Annotated in this window: 16 protein-coding genes; 6 read left to right on the forward strand and 10 right to left on the reverse strand. The window is 72.8% G+C overall.

Translation table 11 applies throughout. The features are described 5' to 3' along the window. The first annotated feature begins 46 nt into the window (after nt 1–46). Nucleotides 47–943: a polyphosphate kinase 2 gene (gene ppk2, locus ACIO6U_RS24405; protein WP_355340826.1), complete on the forward strand. Its 897-nt coding sequence runs from the start codon at nt 47–49 to the stop codon at nt 941–943. 218 nt (nt 944–1,161) lie between these two features. Next, on the forward strand, nt 1,162–1,548 hold the full coding sequence (locus ACIO6U_RS24410) for a hypothetical protein (RefSeq protein ID WP_355340823.1): 387 nt from the start codon (nt 1,162–1,164) through the stop codon (nt 1,546–1,548). Between the two features lie 216 nt (nt 1,549–1,764). On the opposite strand, the gene ACIO6U_RS24415 is transcribed toward ACIO6U_RS24410, so the two are convergent. From ACIO6U_RS24415 to ACIO6U_RS24460, 10 genes are all read right to left on the reverse strand, one after another. After that, nucleotides 1,765–2,622: a helix-turn-helix domain-containing protein gene (locus ACIO6U_RS24415; protein WP_401722168.1), complete on the reverse strand. Its 858-nt coding sequence runs from the start codon at nt 2,620–2,622 to the stop codon at nt 1,765–1,767. 747 nt (nt 2,623–3,369) lie between these two features. After that, a complete protein-coding gene (locus ACIO6U_RS24420) occupies nt 3,370–4,434 on the reverse strand; it encodes a helix-turn-helix transcriptional regulator (protein WP_355340817.1) in 1,065 nt (354 codons plus the stop codon). Nucleotides 4,435–4,635: 201 nt separating this feature from the next. After that, nucleotides 4,636–5,667 (reverse strand): PP2C family protein-serine/threonine phosphatase, encoded by a 1,032-nt coding sequence (locus ACIO6U_RS24425; RefSeq protein WP_355341317.1) that lies wholly within the window; start codon nt 5,665–5,667, stop codon nt 4,636–4,638. Nucleotides 5,668–5,980: 313 nt separating this feature from the next. Further along, the gene (locus ACIO6U_RS24430) at nt 5,981–6,502 is read right to left on the reverse strand and encodes a GAF domain-containing protein (protein WP_188285584.1); all 522 of its coding nucleotides are present in this window, start codon (nt 6,500–6,502) and stop codon (nt 5,981–5,983) included. Between the two features lie 41 nt (nt 6,503–6,543). Next, entirely contained in the window at nt 6,544–7,386 is an 843-nt protein-coding gene (locus ACIO6U_RS24435) for a S8 family serine peptidase (RefSeq protein WP_355340814.1), read from the reverse strand. Nucleotides 7,387–7,507: 121 nt separating this feature from the next. After that, the gene (locus tag ACIO6U_RS24440; RefSeq protein WP_401722172.1) at nt 7,508–10,882 is read right to left on the reverse strand and encodes an AAA family ATPase; all 3,375 of its coding nucleotides are present in this window, start codon (nt 10,880–10,882) and stop codon (nt 7,508–7,510) included. An 88-nt stretch (nt 10,883–10,970) separates the two neighbouring features. After that, the gene (locus tag ACIO6U_RS24445) at nt 10,971–11,216 is read right to left on the reverse strand and encodes an aroma-sacti cluster domain-containing protein (protein ID WP_355340808.1); all 246 of its coding nucleotides are present in this window, start codon (nt 11,214–11,216) and stop codon (nt 10,971–10,973) included. Beyond that, on the reverse strand, nt 11,213–11,926 hold the full coding sequence (locus tag ACIO6U_RS24450; protein ID WP_401722175.1) for an iron-containing redox enzyme family protein: 714 nt from the start codon (nt 11,924–11,926) through the stop codon (nt 11,213–11,215). The genes ACIO6U_RS24445 and ACIO6U_RS24450 overlap by 4 nt, the downstream gene beginning before the upstream one ends. After that, the gene (locus ACIO6U_RS24455; protein ID WP_401722177.1) at nt 11,923–13,098 is read right to left on the reverse strand and encodes a radical SAM protein; all 1,176 of its coding nucleotides are present in this window, start codon (nt 13,096–13,098) and stop codon (nt 11,923–11,925) included. The genes ACIO6U_RS24450 and ACIO6U_RS24455 overlap by 4 nt, the downstream gene beginning before the upstream one ends. A gap of 144 nt (nt 13,099–13,242) precedes the next feature. Next, nucleotides 13,243–15,111 carry a BTAD domain-containing putative transcriptional regulator gene (locus ACIO6U_RS24460; RefSeq protein ID WP_401722184.1) on the reverse strand — a complete coding sequence of 623 codons (1,869 nt, stop codon included), beginning with the start codon at nt 15,109–15,111 and terminating at the stop codon, nt 13,243–13,245. A gap of 265 nt (nt 15,112–15,376) precedes the next feature. On the opposite strand from ACIO6U_RS24460, the gene ACIO6U_RS24465 reads away from it, so the two are divergent. The 4 genes from ACIO6U_RS24465 (at nt 15,377) to ACIO6U_RS24480 (ending at nt 19,949) form a co-directional block, all read left to right on the forward strand. Continuing rightward, nucleotides 15,377–15,562: a hypothetical protein gene (locus ACIO6U_RS24465; protein WP_188283862.1), complete on the forward strand. Its 186-nt coding sequence runs from the start codon at nt 15,377–15,379 to the stop codon at nt 15,560–15,562. 112 nt (nt 15,563–15,674) lie between these two features. Continuing rightward, the gene (locus ACIO6U_RS24470; RefSeq protein WP_355340796.1) at nt 15,675–15,863 is read left to right on the forward strand and encodes a hypothetical protein; all 189 of its coding nucleotides are present in this window, start codon (nt 15,675–15,677) and stop codon (nt 15,861–15,863) included. Between the two features lie 36 nt (nt 15,864–15,899). Then, a complete protein-coding gene (locus ACIO6U_RS24475) occupies nt 15,900–18,617 on the forward strand; it encodes a lanthionine synthetase LanC family protein (RefSeq protein ID WP_401722187.1) in 2,718 nt (905 codons plus the stop codon). Between the two features lie 9 nt (nt 18,618–18,626). Then, nucleotides 18,627–19,949 carry an MFS transporter gene (locus tag ACIO6U_RS24480; RefSeq protein ID WP_355340790.1) on the forward strand — a complete coding sequence of 441 codons (1,323 nt, stop codon included), beginning with the start codon at nt 18,627–18,629 and terminating at the stop codon, nt 19,947–19,949. Nucleotides 19,950–20,007: the final 58 nt, after the last annotated feature.

Raw genomic sequence — 20,007 nt, forward strand, 5'->3', positions numbered from 1 at the left:
ACCACCGGGTCCACTGACGGTTCCACCGGCGAAGGGCGGGCGAGCGATGAGCGCAGGCACCGACGGCTCCGCACTCCTTGCGGGCATGCATGTCGACTACACCGACCAGGACGACCCGGTCCTGGTCAGGGCGGACGGCAGCGTCGTCGACACCTGGCGGGAGAACTACCCGTACGACACGCGGATGGAGCGGCCCGAGTACGAACTGCACAAGCGGCTCCAGCAGATCGAACTGCTGAAACTCCAGAGCTGGGTGAAGGAGACCGGCCAGCGGCTGGTCATCGTCTTCGAGGGCCGGGACGCCGCGGGCAAGGGCGGCACCATCAAACGGTTCATCGAGCACCTGAACCCGCGCGGCGCACGGGTGATAGCCCTGGAGAAGCCGACCGAGCGCGAGAGCGGGCAGTGGTACTTCCAGCGGTACGTCGCCCACCTGCCGACCGCGGGCGAGATCGTGATGTTCGACCGCTCCTGGTACAACCGGGCGGGCGTCGAGCGGGTCATGGGTTTCTGCTCGGACGACGAGTACCACCGCTTCATGCGGCAGGCCCCGGCCTTCGAACGGATGCTGGTGGACGACGGCATCCACCTGGTGAAGTTCTGGTTCTCGGTCTCGCGCGACGAGCAGCGCACCCGGTTCACCATCCGGCAGGTCGACCCGGTGCGGCAGTGGAAGCTCAGCCCGATGGACCTCGCCTCACTCGACCGCTGGGACGACTACACCGCCGCCAAGGTGGCGATGTTCCGTGAGACGGACACCGCCTACGCGCCATGGACGGTGGTCAAGAGCAACGACAAGAAGCGGGCGCGCGTCGAGGCCATGCGCAGCGTCCTCGCCCGATTCGACTACGCGGACAGGGACGACGAGGTGGTCGGTACGCCCGACCCGCGCATCGTCGGCTCCGCGGCCACGCTGCTGGAGCGCGGTGAGGACACGCTCTGAAGCGCGGTGAGGAGACCGTCTGGATGCGGGCGCGGGTCCGGGGGCGGGCACGGACGCACGTACTGGCACTGGCACCGGCACGGCTGCGGACGCGGGTCCGGAGCCCGGCGGTTCCTGACCGGAATCCCGTGCCCGCCCCGGCGCGTCACTCTCCGGTGAAGTGGCGACAGGCTCCTACGATGTGACGAAATGTCAGATTTCACCCCGTAGGAGCCTTCATGCTTCGCTTCTCGCGAGCCTGTGCCACCGGTCTCACCGCCCTCACGCTGTTGACCGCCCCCGTGGCCCAGGCCGTCGCGGCGGACAGCGTCGCCATGGCGCCCGCCGTCGCCCGACCCGCCATCACCGCCAAGGCGACGGTCAGCGCGATCAACGCATGGCAGCAGTTCCGGATCTACGGCGCGACCAAGAACATCAAGGTCGGCACGCGGGTGACGCTCCAGCAGATGCAGGGCAAGCGCTGGGTCTCGCTGCCCGCGTCGATGAACACCAACCACGACGCCACGTACAACCTGCGGGTCAAGCTGGGCATCAAGGGCCTCAACAACCTGCGCATCGTCGGCGGTGGCGGGATCTCCAACGTCGTCAAGGTCACGATCCGCTGACGCGGCGAACAGCGCGAACAGCGCGCAAGCCGCTCACGGCGCTCACGGCGTCAACAGCGCGACCACCGCGTCAGCCGCGAGGACCGCGACAGCCGTAAGGCGTCGCGAGGCGTTCGGCCGCGGGTACGGAAGATGCGCTCCGGGCCCGCGGCCGTGCTCCCGCCGATGCCACCGTTCCCGCCGTTCCCGCCGCTCGCGCCGCTCTCCTCACCGATGTCACGCGGCGGTCGGCGGCAGCGACACCAGCGGTTCGTGGGCGATCACGGTCGCCTCGACGGGTGTCGGCAGCAAGGTCACCATCCGCACGCGGGGGTTGTGGGCGGGGGAGGAGACCAGGGTGCGTACGCGGTACGGGGCACGGCCGCCCGGCGGGATCAGCAGCCGGACCTGACCGTCGTTGTGCAGCGCCATCCGTCCGCCCCGGCCGACCGTCTGCCACAACACGCCCAGCTCCGGATCGAGTTGCAGCTCCGCGACGATACGCCGCAGCTCCGGCTCTTCGCTGATCCCCGCCTCCAGCCTGAGCTGCCGCAGGTACGGCACCGCCCAACTCGCCTGCCAATCCCCGCACAGGCGGCGCGCGTAGGGCGAGAAGAGGATGAAGCGCAGCAGATTCGCCGGCGGCCGCTGGCCCTCGGGCTCGAACAGGCCGCGCCAGGCCGCGTTGTCCTCGTGGATCCGCCACGTGCTGTCGAGAACGAGCGCGGGCACCTGGAGCGCGCGCAGGTACAGCCGCCAGCCGCTCATCGCCTCGGGGTCCGGCTGGGCCGGGCCGGTCGGCGCGAAGCCGCCGGTCACGATGAACCACAACTCGTCGCGCTGGTACGGGTCGAGGCCGAGGGTGCTCGCGAGGCTGTCCAGCCGGTGGACCGGCACCGGCCGGCCGCCGCCCTCCCAGTCCTGGTACAGCCGCGGCGAGATGTCCATCCGGTGCGCCACCGCCTGCTGGCTCAGCCCGGCGGGGCGGTGTCCCGTGTGCCCGCTGCCCGGCTCCGGCGGCCCCGCGTAATCCTTGCGGGCCTGCCGCAGAAACCCGCGGATGAGCGGGGTGGTGCTGTTCGAGCCGCGCGTCATGACCGTTCCCCCCGGATGCTCGGCCCGCGCCCGGACTGACCAGTGGCGTGCCCAGCCGCAGAATGCGCTTACCAGTCGATCGTGTTCGCTGGACGCATGGGGTGTCAACCGACTTGACCGGCCCCCACCACCTGCGCAAACCCGTCCTCAGCGGTCGAATCCCGCCCTGCGTCAGTGGTCGGTCGCCGTCCGTGGCAACGTCGTTGACCTGCGACGACGTACCGACCAGTGGCAGTCGGCAAGCGCGCTCGCTACGCCGCCGCCACCATTGTCCAGTTGGGTCGCTGTCTCCTTTTGGACACCTCAGGTGGCCTGCGCGAAGCCGTTCACCGGGCATTACGTACTCGGGGGTTCGTAGCCAGCGGTTGTCGGGTGGGCAAAGATCGAGGTGTGGTCGGGTACGGCGCCGAAGGTGACTTCGGCCGGTGCGCGGCCTCGGGGGGAACGGCATGCCGTCGGCTCCGGGAGGGCTCGTGAACGTTCAGGCGTAGCGAGGGAGTTGTCGGCAGGCCGATCACCATCACGCGGAGGTCCCGCGTGCGCGCCACCCGCCGCAGGCGACGGCCGGACCGCCGCGGCGACACGACTTCCGGCCCGTGGATCCCCCGAATGTCCGCGGGCCGGGGCTGCCGGAGGCGGCACTCCACCTGGTGTGGAGGCCGCCGAAGGCAGTCGGCGGGGGCACCACCTGGGCCTGGTGGCGCCCCCGCTGGTACGTCACGGCCGTCAACGGGTGACCCGGGCCGGTCAGTTCAGCGGGTAGACCTTCATCAGGGCCGGGTCGCGGGCGAGTTTGAGACCCGCCTCGAAGCGGCTTGAGGCATTGAGGCGGTCCATCAGTTTGGCGACCGCGCGCTGGACCGTGCGGCGGTGCACGCCCATCTTCCGGGCGATCTGGTCGTCGCTCAGCCCGCTCGCCATCAGCCGGATGACCGTGCGCTCCTGGTCGTTGACCTCCGGGCCCTCGGCGGGCGCGGGCGGCGCGGCGAGGACGACGGGGGAGGCGCGCAGCCAGTAATCCTCGTACAGCGCGGTGTAGCCCTTCAGGAGGGCGGAGCCGCGGATCAACAGCATGGACTCGCCCGGCCGTTCGGGGTCGCCGGGCACGCACGCGGTGTGCCGGTCGAAGAGCAGGATGTCGAAGGGGGAGTGCTCCAGGAGCCGCACCTCGACGCCGATGTCGAGCAACCGGTGCAGATACCACGTGTACTTGGGGGAGCGCAGCAGCGACTCGGGGTAGATCACCCGGACCCGGATACCGCGCGAGGTCAGCTTCGCGTCCTCGTCGAGCGACGCCTCCAGCGCCTCGGCCGGGGGCATCGGACCGGGGTGCATCGAGTCGCAGGCGTCCAGGACGGCGGCGTTGAGGTCCCGCACCGTACGTGTCCTGCGCTTGCGGTCGCCGAGCCGTTCCACCGCGACATCGGCCGAGTCACGGGCCACGGCCGGGCGGAAGACGGTCATCAGGGACTCGGTGACCCGGCGCAACGAGTGCGCGTCCCGCAGTTGCCTGGCGGTGTTCTCGTTGTAGGTGTCCATCGCGTGCGCCATGGCCGCGTCCGGGTCGACCGGTTCGACGACCGCGCCCACGATCCGGATCAGGCCCAGCTCGTCCAGCCGCCGCCAGCCGCCCGCGGATTCCGCGGCGTCCAGACCGGCCGCCTCCGCGACCTCCGCGATCCGTCCCTCGCCCATGTCGCGCAGGGTCCGGTAGAGCGTGAGCGCCGCCGCCTCGTCGCGCTGGAGGTGCGCCGCGGACACGGCCGGGTGGTCCGGCGGGACCGGTCCGCCTCTGGACGCGCGCAGCGTCACCGGGATCTCCTCCAACCGCGATCGGCAAACGGTGCGTGCCTCCGCCCGCGTGTACGGCTCGACACTCTATGACGCGACACCGGTGTTCGCAGGGGTGTTCGGGTGGGGCCGGTCGCTCATTGCGGACAACCCGTCACGGACCGCACGGCGAGGCATCCGCACATTGCGAACCCTTTACCCGCGCCGGTGCCGTCCGGGCCTTCAGGCGCCGTCGAAGGCGGCGAACGCCGGGCCGGGGTCGCGGAAGCGCAGCAGCAGCATCGCCGCGTCGTCGTGCAGCGGCCCCTCCGTGTGCTGCACCAGATCGGTCCGCAGCGCCTCCAACGCCGCTTCCGGATCCGGGTCCTTGAGGAAGTGCGCGCGCTGCCCCAGCGGATAGAAGGCGCCGGTGTGGTCGCGGGCCTCGGTGACACCGTCGGTGTAGAGCAGCATCTGGTCGCCGGGTCCGAAGGGGACGGCGAACGGCTCGGGAGCGTCACCGCCGTGCACGCCGAGCCCCAGCGGCATCGCGTACTGCGGCGGCTCGGGGAAGCACGCGCCGCCGTCCTGGCGCAGCACCATCGGCGCGGGATGGCCGAAGTTGAGGAGGGTCGCTCCGCGCTCCTCGCTGATCTCGGCGATGATCGCGGTGACGAATTTCTCGCCGCTCAGCGCCCGGTCGGCGGCCCGCTGCACCCGCTCGCCGACGCCCGTCAGGTCCCGTTCGTCGTGCGCGGCCTCACGGAAGGCGCCGAGCACCACGGCGGCGGTCTCCACCGCTTCGAGGCCCTTGCCCTGCACATCGCCGATGATCACCCGCACGCCGACCGGCGACGCGACGACCTCGTACAGATCGCCGCCTATGCGCGCCTCGGCGACGGCGGAGGTGTACGACACGGCCGTGCGCAGATGGCCCGCGCTGCGCGGTACGGGGCGCAGCAGGACGCGCTGGGCGACCTCCGCGATCGACCGTACGTTGGCGAATTCGGTCTCGCGGCGCTGGCGCATCACGGCGGCGATCACTCCGGCGACCGTCACGCCGATCACTGAGGCGAGGGCGCTGAAACCGCGCCGCTCCTCGAACAGGCCGTCGTAGACGCCCAGGGCGCACACGAGCGCGACGGCCAGGGCCCCGACCAGGGCGGTCCGCCGCCAGCCGCCGACCAGACCGGAGAAGGCGGGGCCGAGCGAGACCAGCGGCAGCAGGCCGACACTGGTCCCGACGCTCACGTCCACCACGGCGACCACGGCCATGAACACGTACGGCAGCGCGGTGAGCACCGGCGGTGTCCGCCCGGCGACCGACACCTGCGGCGAGAGGTCGGGGTGGGGCGTCGGGAGGCGGCGGCCGAAGGATATTCGTCGTGTCACGGCCACCTCCCTCTCCCCGGCTCAGGCTAGGCAGATGATCCGGGGCCGGAGGAACACACCCTACTCATTGTCACCTGTTCAGGGGACGACTCGCACCTGTGAACACCCTGAGATCTCCCGCCCCTCCCTTCCGGCGCGTCGCAGGTCGGTGCGGGTCCGGGGCGGCGCCCACGGGCTGAGCGGAGAGCTCCCCGGCTCAGGCGGAGGTCTCCAGCAGCCGCCGCAGATCCTCGGCCATCCGCAGCGCCGCCGCGCGCCCGTCACCGCCGAGCGAGCCGCTGTCGGCGGGCCGCGCGCGGTCCACGACCACCCGCAGCGCCGCCGCCGCGTGCCGGGCGAAGAGCGCCAGCAGATCCAGTTCGTCCAGGCTCGACCTGGACTGCGGCACGGGATCGAGGACTTCCAGCACCCCCAGCACCCGGTCACCGTGCGTCAGCGGCGCGGCCATCAGCGAATCGGGCACGTACTCCGTGGACTCCGCGAAGTCCCGGTCGAAGGACGCGCTGTGCGACAGGTCGTCCACCACCATCGGCTCACCCGAGGAGACCACCCATCCCGCGATCCCGCTCTCGGCCGGGAAACGCCGCCCCACCAGGAAGCTCTCGCCCTGGCCCGAGACGGCCTGGAAGACCAGCTCGTGGCTCGACTCGTCCAGCAGGAACACCGAACTGGCCTGGGCGCCGAAGATGGCCCGTGCCGTGTCGACCACCGACTGCATCAACTCCTGCGACAGAGGATCCGTCGCTGTGTTGCTCTGTGTCACGAAGCACCCCTGATGCCCAGTTGGACGTTGGCCGCGGAAAGGTAGAGCGCGTTCTTGAGCTGGAAGGTCGTCATCCGGCGGTGCCGGGACAGAATGCGGGCGCAGAGCCCGGCGATGTACGGCGTGGCGAAGCTGTTGCCCGTCGTCCTGATCGTCGCCCCGCCGAGCCAGGCCACCTGGACGTTCTGGCCCGGCGCGAAGAACTCGACCGGCGGGCTCGGGTTGTACAGGTGCAGATCGGGATCGTCCTCCTGGTGGCTGCCCACCGAGATCACCGAGGCGAAGCGCCACGGGTAGCTCTCCACCGGAGTGTTGTGCGCGGAGGCGACGATCGCCGTCCCCCGGAAGTACGCCTCGTCGGCGAGGACCCGCAACTCCTCGGCGAACTGCGGCCTCGTCGTGGACAGGCTGAGATTGATCACGTCGAAGCCCTGCCGGATCGCCCAGCGCAGTCCCGCGAGCAGGACGTCGCCGGTCCCGCCGAACCCCTTGCCGAGCACCTGCACGCTGTACAGCTCGCAATCCGGCGCGGTCCTGCGGATGATGCCCGCGCAGGCCGTGCCGTGCCCGCAGGTGTCGGTCGCCGTCGTCTCGACCACGCTGGTGCCCGTCTCGTCCTTGCGCACCGTCCACGCGCCGTCGACCGGGCCGATCAGCGGATGGCCGTCCTCGACACCCGAGTCCACCACGCACACCCGCACCCCGGCGCCGCGCGCGTCGTCCCAGCTCCGGTCGAGCGCGGGCAGCTCGCCGTCGGCGGTGATCAGCACGTCCTCGGGGCGCTTGCCGCGCAGCGTCCAGGTGAGTCCGGGGCCGGCGCCGTGTTCGGCGGTTTTCATCAGCAGCCTTTCGCGTTCTGGCGTTGTCGCCTTCCGATGCGGTGGTGGCCCGAGAGGCCGGAGCGGGAGCGGACGGGCGCCGGTCGGCGCCCGCGGCTCCGGTGCCCCTGGTCCTGGCGCCTCACGGCGGACCCTCCCGCCATCGCACGGCGCGGCGCGCCCCCGGCACATGACCTTTGGCGCCGAAGTGCCGGGCGGCCTGCGCGGCGGCGCTCGCGGACTCCTCGGTACGGCCCGCCAGGCGCAGCACGTCGGCCCGGTCGAGCCAGGCCACCGCCAGGACGACGGGCGAGTCGGTGCCGGACGCGGTCCGCACCGCCCGCTCCGCCAGCGGTGCGGCCTCCTCTGCCGTGCCGCGCGCCGCGGCGATCCTGGCCAGCAGCCCGTCGAGGTCGGCGGCGTCCGAGGCGGCGAGTGCCATGTGTCCGGGGTCCGGCGCGGTGGCCAGCCTGGCCGCGGCCTCGTCGTGACGGCCCGCGTCCACCAGCAGCCGCGCCGCGTCCCTGGCCACCGCGTCCCGCAGGGCCTCGGCCTGCAACTCCCGTGCGGCGCCGTCCGCTTCGTCCAGCAGACCGAGCGCCCGGCTCCCGTCGCCCGCCAGCGTCGCCACCGCCGCGGCGAACAGCGGCAGCACCACCCGGCCCTCGGCGTAACCGAGTTCACCGGCCAGCCGCTCCGCCCCGGCGAGACAGGCGTGCGCGTCGTCCCAGCGCTCCTGGAGCGCGAACAGCACGGCCAGCGGGCAGTTGAGGGTCAGCCGCACGGTGGGCCGACGGTCGCCGTGCTCCGCCAGCAGGCGGCGACTGCGCGAGACCGCCGAGGGGACCGGCTCGGGCCCGCGCCACAGCGAGACGCCGATCGCGCCCAGCGCCAGGGCCCGTTCGGGCTCGGCGCCCGAGCGGCGCGCGTGGTCCAGGGCGCGGGAGAGCAGGACATCGGCCTCGCCGTGCCTGCCGTGCAACTGCCGCTCCTGCGCCAGCCGGATGCACGCCCGTGCCTGCCCGAGGTCGTCGCCCGCGCTCTCGAAGACCGGTAGCGTCCGCTGGGCGACGCTCCCCGCGCTGCTCCCGTCGGGGGCCGCCGACACCGCGGCCAGGGCGAGGTCGGCGTGCGCGGCCTCCACCGGCCGCACCGCGTCCCCCGGCGTGGCGTCCGCGGCGGCGAGCACGCGCAGCAGCAGCGCCCGGCCCTCGTCCGTCCGCCCGGTCGCCAGCAGCACGTCACCGAACCGCCGGGCCGCCGCGGCCCACTCCGGCTCGCCCTCGACGGTCAGCTCCACCGCCCGCTCCAGCAGCCCGCCCGCCCATGCCAGATCCGAGCGCGCGAGCGCCCTGGAACCGCCCTCGATCAGCAACGCGGCGGCCCGCAGGCGCAGTTCGTCCGTCTGCGGACCGAGCGTGCCCAATTCGGCGCGGTAGCGGTAGGCGCGCTCCAGGTGACCCGCCACGGCGGCGGCATCCTCGGCGCCGCGCGTACCGGGAGCGCCACCGCCGAACAGGACACCGCCGTACGGGGCGGCGCCTTCCCCCGCGCTCCCCGCCGCCGTGCCGCCGCCCGCCAGCCGCGCGGACAGCGCCGCCGCGGCCCGCTCGTGCCGCTCCGCCCTCGTCCGCTTGGCCATCGACTGATACGTGACCTCGTGCACGAGACCGCTGCTGAAGCGCAGCCGGTAGGGGGAAGGCCCCTGCCGGTCCGCGGGCCGCAGCAGGCGGTGACTGCTGAGCATGCCGAGCGCCGCGCCGACCGCGCCGTCCAGCGCCGGGCCGCCGGACCCGGTCTCCGCCGAGGGCGGGTCCGCGTCGTGCAGCGCGCCGCCGGGCGCGCCTTCCCGGTCCCCGCCCACCAGCTCGGCCACCTCGTCGGCGCTGAACTCCCGTCCCACCACGGCCGCGATGTCCAGCGCCGCGCGCTCCGCCCGGCCGAGCGCCCCGATCCGGGCGCCGAGCAGCGCCTGCAAGGTGGTCGGCACATCGCCTCCGCCGTCGGGGCGGTAGCCGGACTCGGGCTGCGCGAGAGCGGCGATGAGCTGTTCCAGATAGAACGGATTGCCGCCCGCGGACTCCAGCACCTGCGGCGGCACGCCCGTACCCCCCTCATGGGACGGCGCCCCGCTGTCCCAGTGCGCCCCGACCTCGGTCAGCGCTTCGGCCACCGCCTCGGCCTCCGTCGCCGTCAGACCGGGCAGCGTCAAGGAGAGCGAGCGCGGGCCGTCCTCGCCCCAGCCGGCGCCGCGGTCGAGCAGATCGGGGCGGGCCGCGCAGACGAACAGCACAGCGGACGCGGTGAGTTCGGCGCTGAGCGCGCTGACCATCGTCAGCAGCGGGTCGCTCGCCCACTGGAGGTCGTCCAGCACCAGCACGACCGGCCGCCTGCGCGCGAGCGCGGCCAGCAGACCGGTCAGCGCCGCGCAGGTGTCGTCGGTCGACGGATTCGGTGTGCCGTCCTCCAGCAGCCCGGCCGACAGTACGGCCAGCGCCGCGTCGATCTCCTGGCGCTCGGGGGAGGGCTCTCCCGCGCGCGCCGGGGACTGGGCGATCTCCGGGAAGGCGTCCAGGAGTTGGCTCACGGCGTCGGCCAGCGGCGCCAGGCTGCCGCGTTCACCGTACGTGCGGCAGCGGCCCGAGCCGTAGCGGAAGGCGCGGCCCGACCGTTTGCGCCACTCGTGGATCAGCCGGGTCTTGCCCATCCCGGCCTCACCGAGGACCGTCACCAGATTCGGGCCGCGCCCGGCGCGGTCCGCGACGGCGCGGAACGTCGCCCACAGAGCGTCCAGTTCACGGTCCCGGCCGACGAAGGGCACATCGAAGCGGCGGGTCAGCTCCGGCTCCTCCTCGACCACGTCCAGCAGCCGATAGGCGGTGACCGCGTCCTCCTTGCCCTTCAACCGCAAAGGGCCGACGCGCTCGGTGACCGCTGTCGCCCCCGCGGCCCTGCGGCTCTCGGGACCGATCAGGACCTCGCCCTCACCGGCGTTCTGCTCCAGCCGGGCCGCGACGTTCACCGTCTCGCCCGACACCAGCGCCTGACGGGACGACACATCCGAGGCCGTCACCACCGGGCCGGTGTTGATGCCGATCCGGACACCGATCCGAATGCCGAGCGTCGGCTCCAACTCCGTTTCGTTGAGCCGCTGTATGGCGTCGAGCATCGCCAGGCCCGCGGCCAGCGCCCGCGCCGCGTCGTCCTCGTGCGTCACCGGCACGCCGAAGACGGCCATCACCGCGTCGCCGATGAACTTCTCGACCGTGCCGCCGAACTGCTCCAGGCACTCGCGCATCAGGTCGAAATAGCGCAGCACCACCGTGCGCAGCGTCTCCGGGTCGAGCACACCGGACAGCGCCGTCGACCCGACGAGGTCGCAGAAGACGACGGAGACGACCTTGCGCTCCTCGACCGCCGTCACGGGTGCGGGGGAGTCGGCCGGTGTGCCGCAGGACGGGCAGAAGCGCGCGTCCTGCGGCAGGTCGCCGTCGCACGAGGCGCAGCGCGTGGTCATCTCGTCTCCCCGTCCCTTCCCCGTGTCTTCCCGATGGTGTGGACCCCGGTCTCTTCCCGATCGTGCGGACCCCGGTCGCGGGGAGATGTCAGAAGAGCGCCCCGCCGGCGATCTCGCTGTGGGCCTGCACCTCGGGACCCACCTCGTCCAGCCGGGCCTTGATGTCGAGCATCATCGACAGCTCCTGACTGCTCAGCCCGCGCAGCACCTCGCGCTGTTCGTCGGTGAGTTCGCCGACGCCGAAGCCGTGCGACTCCAGCACCACCAGCGCGTCGTCGGCTCCGTCGCCTGCCCGCTCCGCGCTCTCCCCGCCCCGCGCCGCCGTGTCACTCATGAGGTGTACGTCCCTTCCCTGAGGTGTTCCGGCTCCGCTGTCCGGCCGATGCGCGCGAAAAGCTCCACAAGTCCGTCCACGGTGTGCAGCGCGCTCATCACGACCGCGCGTACCTGGGCCTGGTCCAACGGCAGCGCGTCGAGCAGCGCGAAGAGCGCGGCGGTGTGCCCGGTGTCCAGTTCGGCGTGGCCGCGTACCGTGCGCAGCGCCGCCTCCGGCACACCCGCGGCGGCGATCCGGTCCGCCAGCCAGGGCGCGGGCGCGTTGCTCTCCAGCACCGCGATGTAGCCGAGCAGCGCTACCGGATGGTGGTGCTCGATCCAGTAGTACTGCGCGCCCGCCAGGCGCGCGATGCCGGGTATGGGCTGCTCGGCGAGGACCGCCGCTGGTTCCCCGCCCAGCGCGGTGATGTCACCGAGCAGCCAGTCGTCGTGGCCGCGCTCCTCCTCGATGTGCTCCCGCAGATAGTCCGTGAGCGGCTCGCACAACGGGTCGCGCGGGCCGAATTCCGCCAGCCGCGCCACCGCCCGTTCCATCAGCGGCACCGAGGCGCGGACGACTCCGTGCATCACCGTCAGATACGTGGCGTAGCGCGCGGCGAGTCCGGGCGGTCGCCACACGGCCGCGGTCGTCGCCCGCACGGCGGGGGCCGTCAGCAGCAGCCGGACCCGCAGCGCGGCGCCCGCGCCCGCCGTACCGACCGTGGTCATCGCCGCGCTCCGGGCAGGTCGACCAGGTCCGCGTAGGGCGCGCAGCCGTGCCGCCGCACCAGCGTGGCCGCGCCCGCCTCGACCTGGCCGCGGGCCGCGTACCGGTCGAGCAGCGCCCCCACGGGCCCGCTGGCCGCCGCACTCGCCGCGGCCAGCGCCTCCGGGTGGTCACCGAGTGCCCGGCAGCCCGCGCAGTAGTCGGGGCGCGCGGCCGCCTGCTCCGCGCCGCCGTACCGGTGCAGGAGGTGGGCCGGGCCGACCGTCCTGATCATCCGCAGGACCGGAGAGGTACGCGCCCGTACGGCGACCGACTGCCAGTCGTCGGTGGCGATGTGACCGAGCGTCAGGTGACGCGGGGCGGGCCTGCGGTCGACGACCCGCTGATTGCAGCAGGCGACCACCGTGCCGTCGGCGGCCACCACCGGCCACGCGGCCATCGAGCACGGCAGCGCCCGCTCGGGGTCGGGCGCCGCGGTACCGGGCAGCGCGGCACCGGGCAGCGCCGTGTTCGCGGCGGCCCAGGACGCGGCGCGTCCCACCCGGCGCAAAGAGTTGACGAGCATCGGGACGCGGTCGCCGAAGGTACGGCGGATGTCGGCGGTGACGTCCGCGAGGTAGGGGTCGTCGGGGCCGGCGCCGACCAGGTGGAAACTGGTGGCCACTCCGGCGTCCAACACCCGCCGGATCAGGCCGAATACGGACCTGCGGTCGACCTCGCGCTCATGGAAGGCGTCAAGGCTCACCGAGAAGTGGTCGACGGAGGTGACGGCCCGCCAGATCCGCTCGGGAACAGGCACGGAATCGGGCACGGGAGCGGGCAGCGGGCCGGCGCCGGAGGTGAGGTGTCCCGCGCCGTGGTCCGCCCGGCCGACGAAGAAGGCGCCGGTCAGCAGCGCCGTCCTGGTGCCCGCCGCGCGCGCCGTGGCGGCGAGGTCGGTGACCAACTCGGGCCGCAGCAAGGGCTCGCCGCCGGTCATCATCAGCACCGCAGGGTGCTCGGCCGGGGTGAAGGTGGAGACGAAGGCGCGCAGCCGGTCCGCGTCCGGCTCGTCCGCGGCCATCGTGGCGGCGGTCGAGCAGTGCGCGCAGTGCAGGGGGCAGCGGCCGGTGACGGTCAGGAGCAGTCCCGCGCCGGGTTCGGGGCGCAGCGTCATGAGTTCGGCGAGTTCCATCGCGTGCTCCCTTCCTCGTCCACCGAAGTCTCGGCGGGGCCGGTTCGAGGTCGGGGTCATGGACGGTTGGGAAACGGTAAATCCGCAGCTCACCGGCGCGCCTGGTGGCGTGTTCCGTCGCGTGTGCCCTGCGCCGAAGGCCCCTCAGGCGGTGGCCCGGGGGAGTGGCCGCATCCCCAGGAGGGATTGTTCACGCGCGTAGACTCTTGTCAGGCGCGGGAGTTCGTACCGCGCGGCGTGCGCGGTGACCTCGCTGTCCGGGGCGAGCAGCGCGCCCGCGTCGAGCAGGGACTCCAGCCGGCGCAGCGCGTCGTCCTGGCCGCAGGTGAGCGCCGCCGCGGCCTGCCGCAGCGTGAAGGGTCCCTCCGGCAGGTGTCCCAGCAGGCACAGCGTGGTCCGGTCCGCCGCCGACAGGTCCCGCCACCCGCTCGCCAGCCGCGGCCGTACATCCGTGTCGCCCGCGACCAGTTCGTCCAGTACGGTCCTGCCGTCGGCAAGCCGTGCCGCGTACTCGCCGAGCGGCAGATGGCGTCGTACCGCGAGCTTCAGACCGCTGACCCGGACCGCGAGCGGCAGCATGCCGGTCGCGGTGACGATGCGCCGGGCCGCCTCCGGACAGGCCCGCAGCCGCTCGTGGCCCACGATCCGGCCGAGCAGTTCGAGGCTCTCGCCGAGGTCGAAGGGCGCCAGTTCCAGCCGGTCGGCGGAGACCAGTCCGGCCAACTGCGTGCGGGAGGTCACCAGTACGGCGCTGCCGCCGGAGTCCGGCACCAGCGGCCGTACGGACGCCTCGTCGGCCGCGTCGTCCAGCACCAGCAGGATCCGGCGCGGCCCGAGCCAGTCGCGCCACGCGGCGGCGGCCTCCTCGGCGTCCTCCGACCCGTCGTCGACGGCCGCCGCCCGCTGCCCGGGGAGGTCCGCCATCCGGGCCAGCTCGGCGACCACCGAGGCGGCCGAACGCGGACGCCCGGCCGCGTCGCGCATCCGGATCAGTACGCGGCCGTCGGGGAACTCCGCGGCGAGCCGGTGCGCGGTGTGCACCGCCAGCGCGGTCTTACCGGTGCCGACCGGCCCGGTGACGACCGCCAGATGCCGGTCACTGCCCAACAGCTTGAGCAGAAAGCGCAGTTGGCGTTCGCGGCCGGTGAAGTCGGCCAGGTCCTGGGGGAGCAGGGCGCCGAGGACTCCGCAGGAGCGCCGCGCCGCGGCCCGCGCGCCGGACGGAGCGAAGGGGCCGCCGGGCTCCTGCGGGCCGCCGTCGAGCATCGAGCGGTACAGCGTCTCCAGTGCGGGGCTCGGCTGGAGCCCGTATTCGACGGCGAGCAGCCGGCGCAGCCCCTCGTACGCCGCCAGGGCCTCCGTCTGCCGCCCCTGGTCGAACAGCGCGTTCATCTGGACGGCCCTGAGCCGTTCGCGCTCGGGGTGACGCTCCACCAGATCGGCGACAGTGTCGGCGACTTCGGTGGCCCGGCCCAGCCGCAACTCGGCCTCGGCCCAGTCCTCGTAGACCTGGAGGTAGCGGCTGTCGAGCCGCTCCGCCTCGGATCTGACGGTGGGGGAGAATCTCAGGTCGTGCAGCGGCGGCCCCTGCCGCAGTCCCATCGCCTCGCGCAGCATCCGGGACGCCGGGCCGAACGCGCCCTGCCCGGCGGCCTCGCGGGCTGATCTGGCCAGGCCCTGGAAGCGCAGCGAGTCCAACTCGTCGTCGCGCACCCGCAGCAGGTAGCCGCCCGGGTGGTGCTCGAGCCGGTCGCCCGCTCCCGCGCGATCGAGGAGCTTGCGCAGCGCGGAGACGTACACCTGGATGTTCTTGCGCGCGGTGCGCGGCGGATTGCCGTCCCACAAGGTGTCCGTCAACAAGGCCAGCGAGACCGGGGTGTTGGGGCGGCACAGCAGCATGGCCAGGAGCAGCCGCTGTTTGAGCGGGCCGAGCGGGAAGGGGCCTTCGGCCGTGCCGACGGACAGCGGGCCGAGGACGGAGAGCCGCAGACTGACGTGCGCTGGTTCGGCCATATCCGGTTTCACCTTTCCCGCCCGTTGATCCGGAGATGGGATCGTGAGCTGAGATGAATGACATCAGGCAGACGACTTATATCAGATGATGTGCCTGTGGCGAACCGGCAATGCGGGGACTGCTGGTGAGAGTTCGGACCAACCCCGCATCACCTGGGACGATACCGCGCTTATACCGCGGCTTCACCGGTTCCGAAACGGCCGGTCCTAGCTTCTGAGGTGTTCCCACCACCTGCTCGTACCCCGCCCAGAAGAGGAGACGATCATGGCTGATTCCGTCGAGCCCACCAACGAGGACATCGCGGAGACCCCCGAGAACGAGGTCGAGGCGCACGCCGAATCCCCCCTGGACCTCCAGGAGATGGGCGTGAGCAAGCCCGACCAGGGCGAGGGTGTGCTGGGCGGCCTCCAGGCCCCGGGCAGCACGGTCAGCCTGGCCGCCTGCGCCTGACCGAGCTGGGTGGGTGGCGCGTCCTCGTGGACGCGCCACCCACACGTCTTTCCCGCTCGCGTTGTCCTCCGGGGCGGCCCTTCCGACACCTGAGAACCGACAGGAGACGACCATGAGTGATTCCGCCGAATCCGCCGCCGAGGAGAACGCGCCCGAAGGCGCGGACGCCGGCGAGGGCGAATTCGAGGTGGAGGCGCACGCCGAATCCCCCCTGAGCCTCCAGGAGATGGACCCCACGACGTCGGTGATCAGCAGCCCCGTCGCGTCGATGAGCGCGACCAGCGTCGTCGTCTGCTGCTGAGCCGCCGCCCCCTCGCGTCCCACATCGGAGAGGCCCATGATCCCCTTCCCGTTCGTCGTGGCGGACAGAGAGTTCTACGCGCCGCTGGAGACCACCCGTGACCGCGGTGAGATCTACCGGCCCGGGCCGGTACCGGACGGGTGGACCGAGACCCCGTCGGGGATCTGGACCATGTGGCACCGGGGCAAGCAGCTCCGCGGTGTCGAGGACGGCTGGAAGGTGCACGTGTCCGCGCGGCCCGACCGCCTGCCGTACGTCCTCGACACCGTCGCGGCCGTCTGCTTCGAGCAGGACGTCGCCTTCAAGCACCTCGCCGGCAGGCTCTTCTACTGGTGGACCCACCACAAGCAGGCCGCCAGGCAGCAGAGCGGGAAGTTCATCGCCGCGTATCCCACCAGCGTCGCCGCGGCCCGTGACCTCATGGAACGGCTGCGCACCGAACTGGCCGACGAGGAAGGCCCGTTCATCCTCACCGACAGGCGGTACCGGGACTCGCGCACGGTCCACTACCGCTACGGGGCCTTCGCCCCGCGCGAGCGCGTCAACGCCGACGGCACCCACACCCTGCTCGTCCGCGGCACCGACGGCGAGTTGGAGGAGGACCGCAGGGGCTTCTCCTTCTACCTCCCGGCGGGCATGACCGACCCCTTCGTCGAGACGCGCCCGGCGCCGAAGTCCTCGGCCGAGCCCGCTGCCGTATCCGCCGAAAAAGCCGTCGCGAAGGCCGGGGCGGAGGCGGGCGCCAATGCCGCCGCCGATTCCGTGGACGAGCCCGCCGCCGGCGGAGGCGGGCCGATCGTCTTCCACGGATTCGCCTTCGAAGACGCGCTCCAGTTCACCAACTCCGGCGGCGCCTACCTGGGACGGGAGACGGCCACCGGCCGCAAGGTCTTCATCAAGGAGGCGCGCGCGCACACCGGCGTGGCGATGGGCGACACCACCGCACCCGACCAACTCCGCTCCGAATGGCAGACGTTGACCGCGCTGCACGACGCGGCGCCCGGCCTCGCCCCGGAGCCGCTCGCCTACTTCCGCGAGTGGGAGCACGACTTCCTCGTCACCGAGTTCATCGAGGGCACGACGCTCCAGCGCTGGATGGTCGCCAACCAGGTCATGCTCGGCGTCGACCGCGGACCCGAAGCGGCCGGGGACTACTACGGCCGGTGCGAGAAGCTGTTCGCGGCGATCGAGAGCACGCTGCACCGGCTGCACACGGCCGGCTACCTCTTCGTCGACGTCAGCCCCGGCAATGTGATGGTCACCGAGGACGACGGCATCCGACTGGTCGACTTCGAGGCCGCCCAGCGCCTGGACAGCGAGGACACTCCGGTGATGGGCACGCCCGGCTACACCCCGCCCGCCGAACTCGTCGGCGACGATCCGCTGATCCACGACAAGTACGGCCTGGCCGGCCTCGCCCTGCTGCTCATCGGGCCCTTCCACCAGGTGGCGCAGCGCAATCCCGACACCCTCGCGCACCTGCGCCGCGAACTGCTGGAGCGGGCGCCGCTGCCGGAGCCGCTGTGGGAGCGGGCCGTCGCGTATCACCGGCCGCGGCCCGCGGCGCAGGGCGTCACCCCCATCCCGACGCCCGAGGAAGTCGCCGCGGACCCGCTGCGGCACCTGGCCGACCTGCGCGACCGTACCGCCGACGCCATGGTGGCCATGGCCGACCCGGCCCACCCCGACCGGGTGTTCCCCACCATCGCCGAGGGCTACCAGAGCAACACCCAGTGCCTGGCCTTCGGCACCGCGGGCGTCGTGCACGCCCTGACCCGGGCGGGCCGCGCGCTGCCGGACGGCGTGCTGGAGCGGCTGCGGCACGACGCGCTCGGCGGCGTCGGGAAACTGCCCCCGGGGCTGTTCGCGGGCACCGCGGGCATCGCATGGGTGCTCGCCGACCAGGGGATGCTGGACGAGGCGAGGGATCTGCTCACCGCCGCCGACCGCCACCCCATCATCGCCTCCGGAGCGTCGGCGACCCTCTACGGCGGCACCTCGGGGGTCGCGCTCACCCACCTGGCGATGTACGGCCACACCCGCGACGAGCACCACATCGACCGGGCCCTGGAGCTGACGGCGGCGCTGCCGGCCGACGCCGACCTCACCCCGTACCTCGGCGCCAACGACGCCACCGGCCTCGTCCACGGCCGCACCGGGATCGCGCTGCTGCTCCAGCAGCTCGCCGCCGTGACCGGCGCGGACGACGAACTCGCGCGCGGCGTCCGGCTGTTGCACGCCGAGCTGGACCGTGCCACCGAGCCGGACTCGCCGGGTCTCGCCTTTCCCATCTCGGCCACCGACAACCGCAGCCTGCCCTACCTCTACTGCGGTTCCGCCTCGATGGCGCACACCGTCACCCGCTACACGCGGTCGGTGGACGACGAGCGGCTCGCCGACGCGCTGCCCCGGCTGCTGACCTCGACGCGCACCACCTACACCGTGATGTCAGGGCTGTGGCAGGGACTGTCCGGCCTCGGCCTCGGTCTCGCGGAGTACGGGCGGCTGACCGGTGACGGCCGGGGCCGGGACGACGCGATCCGTGCGGCGTGCGGGCTGTTCAAATTCGCGGTGCCGCACGAGACCGGTATCCGTTTCCTCGGCGACCAGCTCATGCGGTTCAGCGCCGATCTGTGGAGCGGTTCGGCAGGGGTGCTGCTGTTCCTGTCGCAACTCCTCGCCCCCGCGCCCGACCCGCTGTTCACCGTGGACGCACTCGCCGGCGCGTACTCCCGTTCCGTCGCGGCCCGTTGAGGTGAACTGATGAGCCACCAGGAAATCGCCGAGCCGGCGCAGGCGCCCGAGAGCGCCGGCCCGGGGGACCCGGGCAACGCCGTCGGACGTGACGTCAGTCTCTACTGGTGCGGGCAGACGGCCTCCGCCTTCGGCTCGACCTTCACCGCCATCGCGCTGCCCGTCGTGGCCGTCGTGCACCTCCACGCCTCGCCGGGCGCCATCGGCCTGATCAGCGCCGCCACGACCGCGCCGATCCTGCTGCTCGGCTTCCCCGCGGGCGCGCTCGCCGACCGCATCGCCCACCCTCGCCGCACGCTCGTCCTGCTGGACCTGATCTGCGCCGCGGCCATCGGCGTGGTCGCGCTGGGCCTGGCCGTCGGCGCCATCTCGCTGCTGTGGCTCGGCCTGCTCTGCGTGATCATGGGAGCCTCGTCCACCCTGTCCGCGGCCGTCTACTTCCTGCACCTGCGCCAACTCGTCGGCCCCGAAGGCATCGGCGGTGCGCGCGCCAGACTCCAGGCAGGACAGTACGGCGCCGCGCTCGTCGGACGCCTGCTGGCCGGTCCCGCCATCGCGGTGCTGGGCGCCGCCGCCGCGCTGTCGGTCGACGTGGCGAGCTATCTGCTCAGCGCGACCGCGCTGATGACGATGCGCTCACCCGACATCGTGCCGCGCGGGCCCGCACCGTCGGTCCTCACCATGATGCGCGGCGCCATGGCGGGCATGCGGGTCTTCACCGGTGACGCCTTCCACCGCGCGCTGGGCCTGTTCATCGTGGTGCCCGCCGCGACGATGGCGGGCGTGACCGCCCTCACCGGCCCGTTCCTGCTGCGGGTGATCCATCTGCCGACCGCCGCCTACGGTTCCCTGTTCGCGCTCTCGGGGCTGATGGGCCTGGGCGGTTCCGCCGTCGCCGCACGGCTGCTCGCCCCGGGCCGCGACCCCCGGCGGGTGATGCTGATGTCGTTCACCGGCGCGGTGGTGTGCAGCCTGCTGCTGCCGCTGGCGGCGGGACCGCTGCCCCTCGCCGCCTTCTGCGCCGCGATGGGCATCGGGCTGCCGGTCTTCTTCGGCGCCGTCGCCAATGTGGCCGTCAGTTCCGTGCTCGTCGCCGACATGTCGGAGGACACCCTCGGCCGCGCGATGGCCGCGCTCCAGGTGTGCCTGGCGGGGGCGGGCCTGATCGGGGCGGTGGGATGCGGTCTGCTCGGTGACCTGGTCGGGGTACGCGGCGCGCTGTGGGTCATGGGGCTGACAGCCCTCGGCTGCGTGGCCCTGAGTCTGCCGTCCGCGCTGCGCGCCGCACGGCGGTCCCACGACGCGGCGCAGCCGTCACCGGCCTCCGTTTGACCCAAGACCCCCGTCGCCGTCCGGCGGCGGACCACCGGAAGTCCCATGGACGAGAGAC

The organism is Streptomyces sp. NPDC087422 (assembly GCF_044744145.1).
GTDB lineage: Bacteria > Actinomycetota > Actinomycetes > Streptomycetales > Streptomycetaceae > Actinacidiphila.